The sequence below is a fragment of the Ewingella americana genome (genome assembly GCF_006438725.1).
Classification (GTDB): domain Bacteria; phylum Pseudomonadota; class Gammaproteobacteria; order Enterobacterales; family Enterobacteriaceae; genus Ewingella; species Ewingella americana_A.
The window spans coordinates 645,202-664,837 of sequence record NZ_RCZD01000001.1 but is presented as its reverse complement, the minus strand read 5'-3'; the positions used below and the strand labels follow the sequence as shown (position 1 = coordinate 664,837).

General features: G+C 60.0%; 6 protein-coding genes. 5 read left to right on the top strand and 1 reads right to left on the bottom strand.

From position 1 onward, the window contains the following. The first annotated feature begins 10 nt into the window (after positions 1-10). The 5 genes from EAH77_RS25445 (at position 11) to EAH77_RS02790 (ending at position 17,507) form a co-directional block, all read left to right on the top strand. A complete protein-coding gene (locus EAH77_RS25445) occupies positions 11-1,588 on the top strand; it encodes an Ig-like domain-containing protein (RefSeq protein ID WP_241673380.1) in 1,578 nt (525 codons plus the stop codon). Continuing rightward, complete coding sequence (locus EAH77_RS02805) at positions 1,582-12,627, top strand: Ig-like domain-containing protein (RefSeq protein ID WP_241673379.1); 11,046 nt, start codon at positions 1,582-1,584, stop codon at positions 12,625-12,627. The genes EAH77_RS25445 and EAH77_RS02805 overlap by 7 nt, the downstream gene beginning before the upstream one ends. 116 nt (positions 12,628-12,743) lie before the next feature. Then, positions 12,744-14,126: a TolC family outer membrane protein gene (locus EAH77_RS02800; RefSeq protein ID WP_140470263.1), complete on the top strand. Its 1,383-nt coding sequence runs from the start codon at positions 12,744-12,746 to the stop codon at positions 14,124-14,126. Between the two features lie 33 nt (positions 14,127-14,159). Next, on the top strand, positions 14,160-16,328 hold the full coding sequence (locus tag EAH77_RS02795; protein WP_140470262.1) for a type I secretion system permease/ATPase: 2,169 nt from the start codon (positions 14,160-14,162) through the stop codon (positions 16,326-16,328). A 9-nt stretch (positions 16,329-16,337) separates the two neighbouring features. Further along, a complete protein-coding gene (locus tag EAH77_RS02790; RefSeq protein ID WP_140470261.1) occupies positions 16,338-17,507 on the top strand; it encodes an HlyD family efflux transporter periplasmic adaptor subunit in 1,170 nt (389 codons plus the stop codon). On the opposite strand, the gene EAH77_RS02785 is transcribed toward EAH77_RS02790, so the two are convergent. Continuing rightward, positions 17,504-19,480 carry a DUF4034 domain-containing protein gene (locus EAH77_RS02785; protein WP_140470260.1) on the bottom strand — a complete coding sequence of 659 codons (1,977 nt, stop codon included), beginning with the start codon at positions 19,478-19,480 and terminating at the stop codon, positions 17,504-17,506. The genes EAH77_RS02790 and EAH77_RS02785 overlap by 4 nt on opposite strands. Positions 19,481-19,636: the final 156 nt, after the last annotated feature.

The window sequence follows — 19,636 nt, the reverse complement described above, 5'->3', positions numbered from 1 at the left end:
CAGCACGCCAGTGCAGGTCACGGTCAATGACAATGCGGGGCAAATCACCGTCAATGCTGTCGCGGGCGACGGCACGCTCAATGCGGTGGAAGCCGCATCAACGCTGACGATTTCCGGGAGCACAACCGGCTTTACGGCGGGTACCACCATCACCGTGCTCCTCAACGGTGAGACTTATACCGGCACCACGGCGGCCAATGGCGTATGGAGTATTGGTATTCCGGCCAGCGCCCTGGCCGCTTTGCAAGATGGCACCGCAACCCTGACGTTGAGTGCCACCGACGCATTAGGCGAGCCTATCACGCAGACCGCGACGTTCAATGTGGTGATCCACAACCTGCCGGACGCCACCCTCAATCCGCCTTTTGGCGACGGTATTCTCAATGTTGCGGAAGCTGGCCAGCCACAGATCCTGACCGGGACTACCGGGGTCAGCGGAGCCGGGCAGACGGTGGTGATCACGCTTAACGGCCAGCAATATACCGGCACAGTCGATACCAGCGGCAACTACAGCGTCACCATTCCTTCCGCGGCAATGACCGTTTTACCCGAAGGTACCACGCCAATCAGCGTCACTGTCACCGATGCGGCGGGTAACACCAATACCCTCAACAGCAGCGCGACGGTGGATATGACCCCGCCGACCCTGACCATCAATCCGCTGACCGGCGACGGCCAGATTAACCTGGCGGAAGCTGCTCTCGCGCAAACCCTGACCGGGACGGCTACCGCCAGCGATGCCGGGAAAACCGTCAATATCACCGTTAACGGCCACAGCTTTACCGCTGTGGTTCAGGACAACGGCACCTGGAGTACCACGCTGCCTGCCGGTACGCTGAGCGGCCTGACCGGCAATTACCCGATCACCGCCACCCTGACTGACGCCGCTGGTAACACCGGCACGGTCACGCTGGATCAGCATTTCGCGACCGACCCGACCGTGCAGCCAACCCTGACGCTGAATGCGTTTGCCGGTGACAATCTGGTTGATGGCGCGGAACTGGCGGTATCACAGGTACTGAGCGGCAGCGCGACCAATGTTGAGGCGGGGCAAATTATCACCCTGACGCTTAATGGTAAAACCTACACAGCAGAAGTCGGGGCCAGTGGCAGCTGGAGCGTGATTGTTCCGGTTGCCGACGTGGCGCTGTTAGCCAACGGGCAGGGCACGCTGACTGCGACAGTGACTGACCGCGCGGGTAATACCGGCACGGCGAGTGAAACTTACACAGTCAATAATGGCCTGGACGGCGTGGCGATTGACCCGGTTACGGCCGATAACAAAATCAGTCTGGCGGAAAGCGAAGCGGGTATCACTATCAGCGGCACCACGCTGGGTGTAAATACGGGTACGCCGGTGGTTATCACCTTCGGCGGACACACCTATTCCGCGCTGGTACTGGCAAACGGCCGCTGGAGTGTCAACCTGACGCCAGCCGACCTGCTCAATCTGGCCGAAGGATCACAGGCAGTCAGTGTCAGCACTACAGACAGTCTGGGCAATCCGCTGACCAACAGTCTGGATGTCGGCGTATTCACCTCGCTGCCTGTCCCGCTGCTGAACCACCGTTTGGCGACAACGTGCTGAATATTGCCGAAGCCGCCGTCGCGCAAACCCTCAGCGGCACGACCAGTGTTTCCGGCGACGGTCAAAGCGTGCTGGTCACCCTGAATGGCAAAAACTACGCCGCCACTGTTGATGCCACCGGCAACTGGAGTGTTACGGTTCCGGCGGCAGATTTGCAGGCGCTGCCAGCGGGCAACAATGCCGTTAACGTGACAGCCACCGACAGCGTCGGCAACAGCAGCACAATTAGCCCGACGGTGAGTGTCGATCTCACTGCGCCAACCCTGACGGTGAATCCGATTTCCGGCGACGGCTTGATCAGCGTCGCTGAAGCCCATGCGGACATCGCCGTCACCGGCACGGCATCCATTTCAGAAGCGGGCCGCACCGTGACGCTGACCCTCAACAATGTCAGCTACACCGGTACGGTACTGGGCAACGGCAACTGGAGCATCACTATTCCGGCCGATGCACTGACCGGCCATGCCAACGGCACGCTGCCGGTGCAGGTCTCCCTCAGCGATGCAGCAGGCAACACCACCACGAATAACACCCGCGTGACGCTGGCGACCGACCCGGCCGTTCAACCGGTCGTTACACTGAACGCCTTCGCGGGCGATAATATTTTGGATGGTGCGGAACGGCAGGCACCGCAGGTGCTCAGTGGCTCGACGGCCAATGTGGAAGCCGGTCAACTGGTGAGCATTAACCTCAACGGACACCTCTACACGGCAGTGGTGCAGGACAGTGGCGCCTGGAGTGTCTCTGTCCCGGCTGCGGATTTGCTGACCCTGACCGACGGCACGCAGACCATCAGTGTGAATGTTACGGACAAAGCCGGTAACGTCGGCACGGCAACCGAGAACTTCACGGTGAATGTCGAGCTGGGTGGGCTGGGGATAGACACCATTGCCGGAGATAACCGCATCAATGCCACCGAAGCGGGCGCACCGGTAGTGGTCAGCGGCACGTCGTTTGACGTCGCAGCGGGCGCTACGGTGATTGTTACCCTCAACGGCAAAACCTACAACACCACCGTCGGGCCGGACGGTACCTGGAACACCAACATTCCAACGGCAGATCTGGCACTGCTTACGGACGGCCCGAATACCATTACCGCGCAGGCGGTTGATGCGTCGGGTAATCCGCTGAGCAACAGCGTCAGCGTCGGTGTGTATACCCATGATCTGCCGGATCCCACCATCAATACCCCGTTTGGTGATGGTCTGTTAGGCACCGCTGAAGCGGCGGCAGCCCAAACGTTAAGTGGTACGACCGGCACCACCGGCGACGGCCAGACTGTCGTCGTAACCATTAACGGCCATGACTATACGGCCACCGTGGGCGACAACGGTTTCTGGACCGTTCAGGTACCGTCCGCTGATTTGCAAACTCTGCCGCCGGGAGCCAACCCGATTCTGGTGACGGCGACCGATGCGGCAGGCAATACCGATACCCTGACCAGCAACGTCACGGTTGATTTCACGCCGCCAACCCTGACCATCAATACCATCGCCACCGACGGCATCATCAATGCTGCTGAAGCTGCGGCGGCCATTCCGGTCAGCGGGACGGCAGACATTGGCGACGCGGGCCGCACCGTCACTCTGAACATTAACGGGCAGACCTATACCGCCGTGGTGGCGGGTGATGGTTCCTGGAGTACGTCTGTTCCAGCCAATGCGCTGGCCGGTCTGGCGAACGGGGAGTACACCGTGACCGCCACGCTGTCTGACGCTGCCGGAAACACCACCACCATTACCTCGAACGTCACACTGACGGCGGATCCGCTGTTGTTACCGACCATTACCCTGAACGCGTTTGCCGTTGATAACATACTGGATGGCGCAGAGCGGACGGTGGATCAGACCCTCAGCGGGACGACCACCCATGTGGAATCCGGCCAGATTGTCACCATTACCATCGGAGCGGAAAGCTATTCTGCGACGGTGCTGGCCAGTGGCGCATGGAGCGCCACCATCCCGACGGCGGTGCTGCAAGCGCTGGCCGACGGCACGGCGACGTTCAACGTCAGCGTGTCTGACGTCGCGGGCAACCCGACCACGGGCAGCGAAAGCTTTACGGTGAACAGTACGTTAAGCGGTATTGCAATCAACCCGATCAGCGGGGATGGCAACGTCAGTGCAACCGAAGCGGCAGCGGGCATCACCATCAGCGGCACCACGGCGGATGTCGCGGCGGGCACCGCAGTGGTGGTGACACTCAATGGCCAGAACTATAACGCGACCGTCGCTGCCGACGGCACATGGACCACCACCGTACCGTCAGCGGCCCTGAACGCGCTGACCGATGGCCCGAATCTGGTGAGCGTTTCTACTACGGATGAAGCGGGCGTCACCATTACCAACACCGGTGATCTCGGTGTGTATATTCACGATCTGCCTGCACCGACCCTCAACACACCCTTTACCGATGGTTTACTGGGCAACACCGAAGCCACCACGGCACAATCGCTGAGCGGGACTACCGGTGTTTCCGGCAACGGGCAAACCGTCACGGTGAGCCTTGGTGGTCATGACTACACGGCGACGGTAGACATCAGCGGCAACTGGACCGTCAGTATTCCGTCCGCTGACCTTCAGGCACTGCCAGCGGGGCCGGACGCAATCAGCGTGGTCGCCACGGATGCCGCGGGTAACAGCGCAACCATACCTGGAACGGTGACCGTCGACTTTACACCACCAACCCTGACCGTGGCGCCGGTCGCCACCGATGGCACGGTGAACGTGAGCGAAAATGCCGATGGCTTTGCCCTGGCCGGTACCGCGTCAGTCAGTGAAGCCGGGCGCACGGTAAACATCAGCTTTGGTGGACAGAACTATCAGGCAGTTGTGGCCGGCGATGGCACATGGTCCGTGCCGGTTCTGGCCGGAACGCTCGACAGCGTTGCCAGTGGCCAATATGTGCTGACAGCCACGCTGAGCGATGCGGCGGGTAACACCACCACCTTCACGGAGAATTACACCGTGGCGGGGGCGGATACCGCGCCAGTGCCTTCCATTAACACGCCGTTTGGCGACACCTTCCTCAATATTGCTGAGGCCGCCGGGCCGCAAATCCTCAGCGGGACTACCGGTGAAATGGGCGACGGGCAGACGGTTGTCGTGTCGCTGGGTGGCGTGAGCTACAACGCCACCGTCGATGTCAACGGCATCTGGAACGTCAGCGTGCCAGGTGCAGCATTACAAGTGCTGGACGAAGGTGCACAAACCATTACCGTGACCGCGACAGACAGCGTCGGCAACGTTGGCACCGTCAACAGCGTGGTCACGGTCGATTTGGTCGCGCCAACGCTGACGATAAGCCCGGTCGCCACCGATGACATCATTAACGCCGCCGAAGCACTGCAACCGGTCGTTATCTCCGGTACGGCGTCGCTCAGTGATGCCGGGCAGACAGTCACGGTGAGTTTCAACAGCGTTAACTATACCGCCCTGGTGCATGCCGATGGCACCTGGAGCTTTACCCTGCCGAGCAACGTGGTGCAGGGGCTGGCGAATGACACCTATCTGCTGAGCGCCAGCATTACCGATGCCGCAGGCAACACCACCACCCAGCAGCACAGCTTCTCCGTGGATGCGAACGCCGCCAGTCTGCCAACCCTGAGCATTGGTGTGATGTCCGGCGATGATTACATCAACGCGACCGAGAAAGGGGAGCCGCTGGTGATCAGCGGTACCTCGACCCATCTGGAAGCAGGACAGGTTGTTACCGTGGTCTTCAACGGAAACAACTACACGACGAACATTGTGGGCGATGGTACCTGGACCCTGACCGTTCAGCCGGGTGATTTCGCTAACCTGTCCGACGGCCAGACCACGATCACCGCCAGCAGCAGCGATCTGGCAGGGAACCCGGCCTCGGCGACGCACAACGTTGACGTGATTGCCGATCCGGCTGATTTACCCTCTATCACCATTTCGCCAATCTCCGGCGATGACGTGATCAACAGTACGGAGCACAGCCAGCCGCTGGTGATCAGCGGGACTTCCAATCATCTGGTGGCGGGTGAAACGATCACCGTTAACCTCAATAACATAGGGTATCCGACTACCGTTGCGGCGGATGGCACCTGGACGGTGACAGTCCCGGCTTCCGCGGTCGAAGCGCTGCAAAACCAATCCTACACCGTGACCGCCACCGGCAACGACGTGGCCGATAACGTCGCCACCGGCACCCATACCCTGACTGTTGATACCACGCCGCCATTGCTGACGATCACGGTGGACACCGGTGTAGACAACATTCTCAACGCGGCCGAAGCGCTGGCCGGTTTACCGGTATCAGGCACTGGCGAAGCGGGGCTGGCCGTGACCGTCACCCTCAATAATGTCAATTACACCACCGTGGTACTGGGGGACGGAACCTGGTCACTGACCGTACCCGCCGGTGATTTGCAGGCGATCCCGACTGACGGTCTGCTGCCGATCACTGCAACGGCCACCGACGCGGCAGGCAATAATGTCATCGTGTCGGTCGCCCCGGAAATCTCACTGGCTATTCACGCGTTGCCAACGCTGACACTGGATGCCATCACCGGCGACAACATCCTCAATATTGCTGAATCAGCCGCAAACTTCACCATCACCGGGACCAGCACCAATCTGCCGGACGGCACCGTTGTGGCGGTAAATATCGGCGGAACTATCGTTAACGGAACGGTCACGGGAGGGATCTGGAGTGCGCCGGTCAGCGCCAATCTGCTTAACGGTCTGACCGAGGGAGTCAACACGGTCACGGTCAGCGTCACGGATGCCAATGGCAACCCGGCCTCCACCAGCCATAGCCTGACCGTAGACCTGATTGCACCGCCGGTACCGGTGATCAACACGCCGTTTGTCGATGGTGCGCTGAACCAGCTGGAAGCGGGCGTGAATCAGATCATCACCGGCTCAACCGGTCTCACCGGACCGGGGCAAACGGTGGTGGTCAGCGTGGACGGCAATCCGGCGCATAACGTCACCGCCACCGTTGGGCCGGACGGCTCCTGGACGGCGACCCTTCCGACCGCCACCCTTGCAGGCTTGCCGGATGGCCCGAATACCGTCTCCGTCACCGTGACGGATGCCGGGGGCAACAGCACCAGCGGCACACTGGCCTTTACTGCGCTGATCCATGCCCTGCCGGTGGTGACCGTCACCGACAGCTTCGACGGGCTCATCAATGCTAATGAAGCCGCCGCCGGTGGTTTGCTCAGTGGCGTCACCGGGATCACCAGCCTGGGCCAAAGTGTCATCGTCAATATCAACGGCCAAAACTACACCGCCAACGTGATTGATACGGCCGGGACCTGGTCGCTCGACTTGCTGCCGTCGCTGTTACAAACCTTGCCGAACGGCAACTGGACGGTCACCGTGACCGCGACAGACTCGGTCGGTAACACCAGCAGTGCCAATGAAATTCTGGGTGTACAGCTGACACCACCACCCATCCCAACCATCGGGCTGCCGTTCGGTGACGGTATTCTTAACAATGCCGAAGCGGCAGCGGGGCAGATTCTTACCGGTTCGACCGGCGTCACCGGTGCCGGTCAGACGGTCAGCGTTGCCTTCGCCGGTGTCGTTACACCATTCACTGCCACCGTGGCGGCGGACGGTACCTGGACCCTGAATCTCTCCCCGTTACAGTTGGCCGATTTGGGCGGTCTGCCGAGCCATACGATCACCGTCACCAGCACCAATGAGTTCGGCAACAGCAGCAGCAGTGCGCCGCTGCCCTTTGACGTGGATTTTGCCACACCAACGCCAGCCATCAATGCGCTGTTTGGCGGCGACAATATCCTGAATATCGCCGAAGCGGGCGCTGCGCAGACCATTACCGGGATCACCGGGATCCAGGGTGATAACCAGAATGTGAAACTGTCTATCGACCTCAACGGCGTGCAGTACAACGCCACCGTGGCGGCCGACGGCAGCTGGAGCCTGACACTGCCTGCGGGCACGCTCAGCACGCTGACCGGTATTCCGCATTCAGTCAACGTGACCGTCACCGATGCCAGCGGCAACACCGCCAGCACCGCACTGCCGTTCACCACGGACTTTACGCCACCCGTTGTTGCTGTCACCAGCGTGTTCGTTGATGGCTATCTGAACGCTACGGAAGCGCAGTCTAACGCCGGGATCACGGGCACCACGGACGGCACAGCAGTGCATGTCACCATTGGCGGCGTGCCGTTTGATGCCACGGTACTTGACGGCGTCTGGACACTGAACCTGACACCAGCGCAATTGGCGACCCTGCCACAGGGTGACCAGACGATGGTGGTCACCGCCACCGACGTCTCTGGCAATACCAGCAACATCAGTACCCAGGTCGGTATTGCTAATACCTTGTTGCCAACCGTGTCTGTTGCCACCTTTGCCGGTGATAACGCGCTGGATTACGCTGAAAGCCGCGTGCCGCAGGTGTTGTCCGGTACCACCACGCATGTCCAGCAAGGCGAGACAGTTAACATCACCATTCCGGGGGTCACCGGTCCGCTGACGGCGCTGGTACAGGCCGACGGCAGCTGGAGCCTGACCCTGACGCCTGCCCAGCTACAAGGGTTGGGGAATGGCACCGAAAACGTCACGATCAGCGTTAACGATCTGGCGGGCAATACGGCTACCGGCGGCACCAGCTTCACGGTAGATCTCACCGCACCGGTCAACCCGTTCCTCACCCTCAACCCGATCAGCACCGACAACATTATCAACGTGGGAGATAACCTCAACCTGACGCTGGCCGTAGGCGGTGAGTATCGCAACGCGGCGGTGATACAAACGGTGAACGTGTTCGTGGATGGCGTCGTCGTGGGGACGGCACCCATCGTTCTGGCGGGGGACGGAACCTGGAGCCTGGCGGTGCCGTTGGTGTCGTTAACCACCTTCCCGCTGGACGGCACTTACACCGTTTCCGCTGAGCTTGTCAGTATTCTGCCGGTCCCGGGAACGGTCGTGGCGACAGTCAGCGAAACGGTGGTTGTTGACCGTACACCGCCAACGCTGACGATAAATACCTTCGCGGGTAACGACGTGCTGAACAGCACCGAAGCGGCCGCGGGCCAGATTGTCAGCGGTACGGCATCCACCACGGAAGCGGGCCGTACCGTCACCGTCACACTCAATAGTAAAACCTACACCGCCGTCGTGGCCGGTGATGGCACCTGGAGCACCACTATTGCGGCCGGTGATTTGCAGGCAGTGCCGCAGGGCAGCAATACCCTGACTGCCAATATCAGCGACGCCGCCGGTAACGTCACCACCGATACCCACACATTCACCACCGACACCTCAGCGCCGTTGCTGAACCTCAACGTGGTGGCGGGGGATAACGTCATTAACCTGGCCGAATCCCTGTTGGGTACGCTGTTAAGCGGAACCTCCAGCGGTGCCGACGGGCAGACCGTGACCGTCACGCTGGCGGGGGTGACGGTCGGCACGGCGGTGATCCAGTCGGGCGGGGCATGGAGCCTGCAACTGCTGCCTAACCAGCTTTCAGGATTGCTCGACGGTCCGACTATCCTCAATGCTACCGTTGCCGACCAGGCGGGTAATACCACCAGTGTCGATCTCGGCCTGAACATTCTGTTCAACAGCCTGCTGAACGTCTCGGTGGTCAGTGGTCTCGGCTCGGTCGGTAACACCGTGCTTAACGCCGCCGGTGCGCTGCTCGGCCAGACCCTCAGCGGTGTGACTACCGATGCGGGCGTGGGCGCAGTGGTTTCCGTGCAGGTCGGCGGGCAAACCGTCAGTGCCAACGTGGGCGCGAACGGGGCCTGGAGTCTGGTGATCCCACCAACGCTGCTGGCAAATCTGGCCGATGGCCCGCTGGCGCTGAATCTCACCGTGACCGATGCGGCGGGCAACAGCAAAGTCGATGTGCTGAACCTCGATATCGCGAAAACCGTACCGGTCATTGGCGCGCTCACGTCAGCCCTCGGCGGCGTGGACAGCATTCTTAACGTGGCTGAGTCTGCGGCGGCACAAACCGTCAGCGGCGCAGTGACGGCGGCGAACGGAACGGTCGTCACGCTGGCGGTTGGCGCACAAACCTTTACCGGCACCGTGTTGAATAACCTTTACAGCATCAACGTTCCGGCCGGAGCGCTGACTACGCTGGCGGACGGCGTCGTGCCGGTGGTTCTCACCCTGACCGATGCAGCGGGTAACACCGTTTCCCAGACCCTCAACCCACTGACCGTGGCGCTGCATAATCTGCCACAAATTATTCTCGACCCGCTGTTTGGCGATGGCCTGCTGAATGCAGCAGATTTGCTGCTTAACCAGACCATCACCGGTACGGTCAAAAATGTGGCGGCCGGTACGACAGTATTGGTCACGCTTGGCAATGGTTCGCCACCGCTGAATGCCCTGGTTGATGCCAGCGGACACTTCAGCGTTACCGTCCCGGCCAGTTCATTAGCAGGCCTGTTGACCGGCACACTGGGCATTGATGTCAGTGTCACCGACGTCACCGGCAACAGCGCCAATACCTCCGCACTGGTTGCGGTCAACGTGGCGTTACCGACCATTTCACTGAGTTCCATTCTGGATAATGGCGTACTTAACGCCGTTGATGCGCTGACGGCGCAAACCATCAGTGGCGTAGTGGGCGGTGTGACCGCAGGGACCACGGTGAATGTCACGATTGGCGGCAAAACTTTCCTTGGCGTGACCGATGCAGGCGGCAATTTCAGCGTCACCCTGCAACCGGGTGACCTGAAAGCGCTGACCGACGGTACGCTGGCAATTGGTGTATCGGTGGCGAACGATGCCGGTAACGTGGCATCAATATCTGCGAATGCTAATGTGATCATCAACCAGTTGCCGAAAGTGGTGCTGGATACGGTCTTCGGCGGTGACGGTATCCTGAATGCGGCAGAAGCCCTGCTGACGCAAACCATCAGTGGCACCGTCACGAACGCCGCCGCGGGTTCCAGCGTCAACATCACTGTCGGCACGCTTAACCTGACGGCGACGGTGGATGGCAGCGGGCACTTCAGCGCATCACTGTTACCGGCACAATTGTCGCAGCTGCTTAACGGCAATATCAGCGTCAGCGCCACCGTGACCGATGCCGTGGGTAACGCCAGCAGCGCTAGCGCTGGCATCCTGGTCGGTATTCACAACCTGCCGTCAATTGTTCTTAACCCAATCTTCGGCGATGGCGTGCTCAACGTGGTTGACCTGCTGACCGGGCAAACCATCAGCGGTATTGCCACCAACGTCGCGCAGGGCACGCAGGTTCAGGTATCCCTTAATGGCAAAAACTATTCGGCCACCGTGGGGATCGGCGGCGCGTTCAGCGTCACCGTACCACCGCTGGATCTGGGGGCGATCCTTAACGGTACGATTAACGTCGCGGCCAGCGTGGTTGACGCCACGGGTAACCCGGCGTCCGCCACCGGTCTGCTCAGTGTCATCGCGCAGTCCCTGCCAACCATCAGCCTTAACCCGCTGTTTGGTGACGGGCTGCTCAACGCGGCCGATGCACTGCTGACCCAAACCATCAGCGGGACCACCACCAACGCCGTCGGGTCGACTGTCACCCTGACGGTGGGCGGTGCCACGCTGAATGCACTGGTGAAAGCCGATGGCACCTTCTCGGTCAGCGTACTGCCTGCGGTACTGTCTGGCTTGCTTGACGGAACGCTGAACGTCGGCGCCTCTGTCACTAACGCCGCTGGCCACAGTACGACCGGCAGCGCCACGGCGACGGTGGGTATTCATACCTTGCCATCGCTGGTGCTTGGCACGCTGTTTGGCGGCGACGGCTACCTCAACCTGTCTGAAGCCAGCAGTAATGAAACCCTGAGCGGCACCACTAACGTGCAGACCGGCACGGTGTCGGTGAATGTCGGCGGGATCGTGCATACCGGCACAGTCACCGGAGGCGTGTGGAATGTGGTTTATACCTCGTCAGAGCTGAAAGGCATTACCGATGGTACGACGACGGTCAATGTCACGGTCACGGACGCCGTGGGCAACACCACCATGCAGACCAGTCCACTTATCATCAAAACACATGAACTGCCGCTGGTGGCGCTCAATCCATTACTCAACGTCACGCTGGGACTTGTACTCAACATTCTGGGCGGGCAAGGGTTAACGCTGAGCGGGACCAGCCGCAACGTTGGGCAGAACGGTCAGATCAGCGTCACGCTGGCGGGTAACACGCTGTCGGGAACGGTTCAGGCAGACGGATCATGGACGGTCAAATTCAGCAGCGCATTACTCAGTAGCATTGGCGCACTCAATCTGTTGGGAATATTAACCAGTGTTCTCACCGTGATTGATATTCATGCCGCCGATGCTGCCGGGAATACCGTCGACGCACACATCGGGCTGACCGCGGGTTCAACATTACCAGCGGATACCAGCGTCGTTGCCGCGTCCTTGTCGGTGGATGACACCCACACTCTGGCGGCGGTTCATACCACGGATACCAGCAGTTCAACCACGGACACCACAACGCACACCACCAGTACGCTCACCGATCCGCTGGTGACGGCTGACACCAGTTCGTCTGCTTCGAACACCACGACCACCCCGGTGGAAACGACTTCTCATGCGGAAGCGGCGTTCTCGATTGGCGGCGTGACGATTGAGCTGACGGCCACTGACGGCGTGGCGGTCGGTGGTGCAGGCAACGACACCATTTCGGTTCATACCCTCGATTTCTCACAAGTCGACGGCGGAACCGGTGTCGATACCCTGTTGCTGGCGGGCACCAATCAGCATCTGGATCTGACGCTGCTGGGGCTGAAAGTCGAGCATATCGACATCTTCGACCTCGGTACGTCTGGCACCAACAGCATCTCGCTGAATCTGCATGAGGCGCTGACGGTGAAAGACAACCCGACCGACGAAGTGATCATCAAAGGGGGAACCGGAAGTCTGGTGAACCTGGTGGCAGGCAACGACGGCGCGTGGAGCGAAACCGGCCAGCGCACCGTCGATGGCCTGACGTTCGACGTTTATCACAACGCATCCCTGTCTGACACCAACACGTTGGGAGACGTGTTGGTTCAACACGGTCTGCACGTTCAACAAAACTGATAATAAAGCCCTCAGGTGCGTATGCACCGGGGGCATTTTTTGCACTGCCCGAATTTATCAGGCCACAAGAGGCTGAAAAAATAATAAAAGTCCGGCGAAAATAAGTGGTGTCGCTCATGAAAAAAAACAGAACAGCCCGGCGTTTTGCCGCGGTACTCGGGACGCTATGGATAGTGGTTGCCGGTACAAACAGTAGCAGTGCGGTTGCAGCCCCTAAGCAGCCCGAATTTGACTGGCAGGCCGCGCCCAGTGAGGAGATGCAGGCCAGCCTGACGTTGCGCGATGCGATATTGCGCGCCTTTGCCCGTAACCCGCAGATCGCTGAGGCGGCGGCGCAGATTCGCGTCGGCAGCGGCAATCTGGATGCGGCCAAAAGTGCCTGGTATCCGCAAATCTCATTGCAGGGAACGGCCGGTAAATCGCGCCAGACCGACTCTTCCGGCACCCTTGATAACAACGCGTCGGGCGGTGTTCAGCTCAGCCAGTTGCTGTACGACTTTGGCCGTACCGGCGGTAGCATTGATGAGCAGGAACGCCTGTCCGACTCCTACCGTTACTCCCTTTACGGCACCATGACCGACGTGGCGCTCAGTACTTTACAGGCCTACCTGGAAGTGAAGCGCTATCAGGCGCTGAGCGTGGCGGCCCGCGACAATATTGACTCGCTGCAACGCGTGGCGGACACCGCCAAACTGCGCGCCGACGCCGGGTTAAGTTCCCAGTCTGACGTCTTACAGGCAGAAACCCGCATTGCCGGTATGCGTGCAACCGTCGAGCAGTACCGCGCCCAGCAGCGTTCAGCGCAGGCACAGCTCACCGTGCTGACCGGCGTGGTGGCCGATAACCTGCCGGACCTGCCGCAAAGCCTGCTGAATCAGAAAGTCACCCTCAACAAAATCCCGTATGAAAACAGCGCGCTGGTGCGTGCCGCGCAGGCCAAACAGCAGGCGGCTATCGAGCGGGTGAATCAGGCCGAGGCGCAGCACTGGCCGACCATCAAAGTGCAGGCCGGGCGCACCCGTTATCAGAACGCCAGCAGCAGCGGCGGTTCCTACTGGGACGACGAACTGCAACTGGCCGTAGACGCGCCGGTCTATCAGGGCGGTGCGGTCAGCGCCAAAGCCCGCGCGGCGGAAGGTGAGCGGCAGGCGGCGCAGGCGGATGTCGAGAAGACCAAGCTGGATATCAATCAGAAAGCCTCCATTGCCTACGCCGACATGATTGGCGGTCAGCAGCGGCAGGCGGCCGGTGAGGACCAGTACGCCAGCGCCACTCACACCCGCAGTGTCTATCAGGACGAGTACAAACTGAGCAAGCGCAGCCTCAACGATCTGCTGAGCGTTGAGCAGGACGTTTTTCAGGCCGAGACCATGCGCATCGGCGCACTGTATGACGGCTGGGACGCCACCGTGCGCTATGCCGCCGCCGTAGACAATCTGGTGGACATGTTGGGTATCGACCGGCAAAAACAGACCGGCGACAGCCTGCCAAGCTTATAAATTTGTCCGAACAGAATGCGCGAAAGAGGTGATATGAACACTGAAACCACAACCAGTACCCCGACACCTCAGTCGATAGAGGTTTGGATCAGCGCCTTGGTCCGGGTGGCCGAAATTTTCGGCAAACCTGCCGATCCGCAATATTTACGCCAGCAGATGCGCTGGTTTGAACATCAGCCGCTGGGCCGCCAGCTGGATCGTCTGAGCGGCCTGATGGGCCTGCAGGTGGGCATGGTCAGCTGGACCAAAGTCCGCTGGCGGGCCGAAGTGCTGCCGGCCATTATTCAGCTGGAGCAGGGCGGCATCGCGGTGATTGAACGCCTGCATGATGACGGGCTGGCGGACTACTGGCTCAACGACGGCGGCGACCTGCTGCGTTCAGCCGAACTGGTGACCTTGCTCGAGCAAAGTAACGGGCCGGTGTTTCTGGTCGGTGTGGCAGCCCGTGGGCGTGATCAGCGCATCGATGAATTTGTTCAGCCGTATAAAAAACACTGGTTCTGGGACAATTTCCGTGGCGCGGGACGGAAAATCGCGGAGATCTCGCTGGCCTCGGTGATCGGCAACGTGCTGGCGCTGGCCGGTATTTTGTTCTCGATGCAAATCTACGACCGGGTCATTCCTGCCCAGTCGCTGCCGACGCTGTGGGTGCTGTTTTTCGGCGTGGTGCTGGCGGCGGCACTCGAATATGTCATCCGCCTGATGCGCACCCTGGTCTCGGACCTGATGGGGAAACGCATTGACCTCAACGTGTCGTCGCTGTTTTTTGTGCGGGCGATGAACATCAAAAATGACCACCGGCCCAAATCCACCGGCTCCTTTATCTCCCAGTTGCGTGAAATCGATCAGGTCCGCGAACTGCTGACCTCCACCACCGTCAGCGCCGCTGCCGATATGCCGTTTGTGCTGCTGTTCCTCGCCATTATGTTTTTCATCGGCGGTCCGCTGGTGATCATCCCGCTGCTGGCGATCCCGCTGATTGTTATTCCCGGCATCATGATCCAGTGGCCGATGGCAAAGCTCGCGAAAGAGGGAATGCGCGAAGGGGCGCTGCGTAATGCGGTGCTGGTGGAAACCATTGAAGGCATTGAGGACATTAAAGCGTTGCAGGCGGAAGCCTATTTTCAGCGTCAGTGGGAACAGACGCATGAAGTCAGCGCATCGGTGGGCATGAAACAACGGCTGTGGGGCGCGCGTCTGACCGGCTGGGCGTCGACCGTTCAGCAACTGACCTACGCCAGTATGCTGGTGTTTGGGGTGTATCTGGTGCTGGCGGGGGAGATCACCACCGGTACGCTGGTGGCCAGCAGTATGTTGTCGTCGCGCACTATCGCGCCGCTGATGCAGCTGACCATGGTGTTCTCCCGCTGGCAGCACGCCAAAAGCGCCATGCGCGGGTTGGATGACTTGCTGAAAAAACCGATCGACCGCCCGGAGGATGCTGAACTGTCGCACTGCCCGACGCTCAGCGGCCACTATCAGCTGCGTAACGTCCAGTACACCTATGACAAAGAGCAGTCGCCGAACGTGCTGGGGATCAATCAACTGGAGATTAAACCCGGCGAGCGGGTGGCGATTCTGGGCAAAGTGGGGGCCGGAAAATCAACGCTGCTCAAGCTGTTGTCCGGCCAGGCTGACGCGTCGCAGGGCAAAATTCTTATCGACGGCGTGGACATGAAACGCATTGAACCGGCCGACGTGCGCCGCCAGCTCGGCTATCTGTCGCAGGATTCACGGCTGTTCTTTGGCACGCTGCGCCAGAACCTGATGCTGGGCTACCCGCACGCCACCGATCAGGAGATGTTGCAGGCGCTGCGCATCAGCGGCGCACTGTCGATGGTGCAGGCCGACGCCTCCAGTCTGGACAAAATCATCAATGAAGGTGGGCGCGGATTGTCCGGCGGACAGCGCCAGATGGTGCTGCTCAGCCGCCTGATCCTGCGTAATCCGCAGGTGGTGCTGCTCGACGAGCCGACGGCCTCAATGGACGAAGCGCTGGAGGAGTATGTGATCCGCCAGCTGCACACCTGGCTCACCGGCCGCACGCTGGTGGTGGTAACACACCGTCCGGCCCTGCTCAAACTGGTAGACCGCATCGTGGTGATGGATAACGGACGCGTGGTGGCCGACGGGCCGCGTGACCAGATCCTCGCCAGTGCGGTTTCGAATACGCCCCCTCCCGCCGTCGCGGCTTCGGCTTAAGGAGTCCTTATGACACACGCAACCTTGCACGACGAGCTGGATGCCCAGCAGAGAAAAGTGTCCGGTATTGTCTGGGTCTCGCTGGCGGGACTGTTGCTGTTTTTTGTCTGGGCCTATTTTGCCACGCTGGATGAAGTGACGGTCGGCACCGGTAAAGTGACGCCTTCAAGTAAAGCGCAGCAGATCGACTCGCTCGACGGCGGTGTGATCCTCAAACTGATGGTGCAGGAAGGGTCGATCGTTAACCGCGGGCAGATGCTGGCGCAGCTGGACCCGACGCGTTCGCAGTCCAATTACGGTGAAGCGGCATCCAGGGTGCGTACGCTGCGGGCGTCGTCTGAACGTCTGAGTGCAGAACTGACCGGCGCACCGCTGAAATTCAGCAGTGAAACCATGAAAGCCCCGGAGCTGGTGGCCCGCGAACGCCAGCTTTACCTCTCGCGCAAACAGAACCGCGATGAAACCGTCAGCAACCTGCAACAGTCGCTGAAACTGGTTAATGATGAAATCAACATGACACAGCCGCTGGTGGCTAAGGGCGCGGCGGGGCAGGTGGAAGTGATTCGTCTGAAACGTCAGGCCAGCGAATTGCGCGGAAAAATTGATGATGCCACTAACCAGTACGCCGTTCGTGCCCGTGAGGAGCAGGTGAAGAACAACGCCGATCTCGACGCCGAACTGCAGGTGATGGCCGGTAAAGAGGACCAGGTCACCCGCTCTGAGCTGTTCTCGCCGGTGCATGGCATCGTGAAGGATATTCAGGTCAGTACCGTCGGCGGGGTGTTGCAACCCGGCGGCAAGCTGATGGAGATTGTGCCGATTGAAGACCAGTTGCTGATCGAAACCCGCATCAACCCGCGTGATATCGCCTACATCCGCCCCGGATTACCCGCCACGGTAAAAATCAGCGCCTACGACTCCTCGATTTATGGCGATCTGGAAGGGCAGGTGGAAAGCGTCTCGCCGGATACGTTGCAGGATGAAGTCAAACGCGACCAGTTCTACTACCGCGTCTATGTGCGCACCGACAAAGCTGTCCTGACCAACAAAGCCGGCCGCCAGTTCCCCATCGTTCCCGGCATGGTCGCCAGCGTCGAGATTAAAACCGGCCAGAAAACTGTGCTGGATTACCTGATTAAACCGCTGAATAAGGTCAAAGAGTCGCTGCGGGAACGTTAAATCACGCGGTATTTCGCCACGGCGTCGGTTTCGTCGGTTTTACGTTTGTCCTGCCACAGGCTCATACGGTTGCGCAGGGAGCCGGTCAGTTCATTGAGCACCTGGCGGGCAGCGTCGGATGCTGGATCCAGTTCGAGAACGAATTCCATAAATTGCGCGGCAGTGTGGCGATTCTTTTTGACACCGCTGCCGGTCAGCCAGGCCATGCCGAGGGTGTAGGCGGCTTCGCTGCGATCGGGATGTTGCGGGTCAAGCAAAATGGCGGGTAGCCACTGCTCAGCGGCCAGGCGTTTATCCTGCTCAGGGCCGTGATCCAGTGCGCAACTCGCACGCCAGTATGAGGAGGAGGGGTGTCCGGCGTCGATTGCCCGCTGATACCACTGCATAGCCTGTTGATAATCGGTTTCGCCGCCGATACCTTCACGCAACGCATTCGCACAGGTGAACATGGCGGGAACCATGCCCGAACGGGCGGCGCTGAGCACACAGTCCATGGCGTTGCTGTCGCTGTGGAAAGTCTCAGGAACATCCTGATGCCAGCCGTTGCGATAGAAGAAATAGAGCTCGTAGCTGTGCAATGCGCTGCCACGGCGGGCCATTTCGGTCATCAGGAAGTGCGCGGCGTCGAAGTTGTCATTGATCGCCATATCGTGGGCGATGGTGATGAGATCTTTTGCACTGGTGTCCTCACCAGACTGCTGTATCAGTGAGGCCGCATGATCCATCAGACCCCGGCTGAGCTCTGGTTGCAGCGGCAGGCCATACAATCCGTACTGCACCGCAGCGGCGGCATAGGCCACCAATACGGCGTCGTCGGGTTGGTTGATGGCACGGATCAGTAAGGACGTCAGCGTCGCTAACCCCTGCTGTTCACCATTGGCGAGCACAGCGCGGGAGATAAACATCGCGGCAAAATGGCCCGGCATCGCCTGCGGTGAGAGGTCAAACAAGGCGTTGTAGACCGCCAGGCCAGCCTGATCGTCATCCTGCCAGTAAGCGGCACAGGTGCCATAAAGGTCGAGCAGGCGGATGCGGACGGTATCCTCCAGCGGCTGCGCGAGGAGTTGTTGCAGGCGCTGTTGCAGTTGATTAGCGCGTTCTGAATCACGATCGGCAATGTCGCCGGACAGCGCGTCAGTCAGGGCGTTAGCACGAAAATAGTTACGCTCATCTTCACTAAACTCGGCACACAGTGGCCCGTCGATAATCGCCATCTGCTGGTTGTCATCCCCGCCCCAGGCGGCAGAGTGGAAAATCAGGTACGACTCCATCGTTCCCACATCACTCTGGCGCACTGACATCGCCATGCGCAGCCAGTGATCCAGCGCCTGTTCCTCCTCCTGACGGGTGTTTCTCAAGGCGGCGGGGAGCGTTTGCGGCCAATGGGTAGCGGGCTCGATGCCCAGCGCGTGCAGATGCGCCACGCCGGTATGCCAGACAGGGCTGCCGGCAATGTTAAATTTTTCGTGCAAAGGAAGGGGAGACCGCCCGGCAAACAGGTCGCGTAACCAATAAGGCTCGCCAAAACCGCCGCTCAGGTTCATCAGATGACGAAACGCGTGGGTTGGCCGCGGATGCAGTTCGATGGCGCGTAAAAAAGCCAGTACCGAGTAGTCGCAGCACAGTTGTGCGCCCAGCCACTGGCTGTCTTCAATGTCATCTTTTCCGTTTCCCTGACGGATCCTCCACGCCTGCTCATGCCAGAACATCCCCAGCAGAACATGGGCATGGTAACTGTGAGGGCACTGCTGCACCCAGTCACTGAACACATCGAGCGGATCAAGCGTTTGGGTCTCCGGCCCGGACGTCAGCGTTCCCGGGTGCAGAACCAGACCGTAGTCACTGTGACTATCCGTCTGGTTCTGCCAACCGCGCATCAGCGTCAACAGCCACTCGTCGAGTTTAGCAAAACGGCGTGTTGCCAGAAGCATTCTGGCTTTTGAGAGGTTGTCGTGCTGATCCTGTTGTGACATGAGGTTCCTTGAGTCCGGGCGTGAATGTGGCGCGCTTTAGCCTGACAGGCAGTCAGACGCGGGCAAAGCAAGAGTGTATCGGCTGAGAAGGGCAACATCAGCGGGATTGCTCTTAGATTGGTCTTATAGTAACGGATTAACCTGTCAGGTGACCAA

Bases quoted from the DNA above. Each gene is read 5' to 3' on its own strand.
- EAH77_RS02800 (WP_140470263.1), top strand. From the start codon at position 12,744: ATGAAAAAAAACAGAACAGCCCGGCGTTTTGCCGCGGTACTCGGGACG.
- EAH77_RS02795 (WP_140470262.1), top strand. From the start codon at position 14,160: ATGAACACTGAAACCACAACCAGTACCCCGACACCTCAGTCGATAGAG.
- EAH77_RS02790 (WP_140470261.1), top strand. From the start codon at position 16,338: ATGACACACGCAACCTTGCACGACGAGCTGGATGCCCAGCAGAGAAAA.
- EAH77_RS02785 (WP_140470260.1), bottom strand. From the start codon at position 19,480: ATGTCACAACAGGATCAGCACGACAACCTCTCAAAAGCCAGAATGCTT.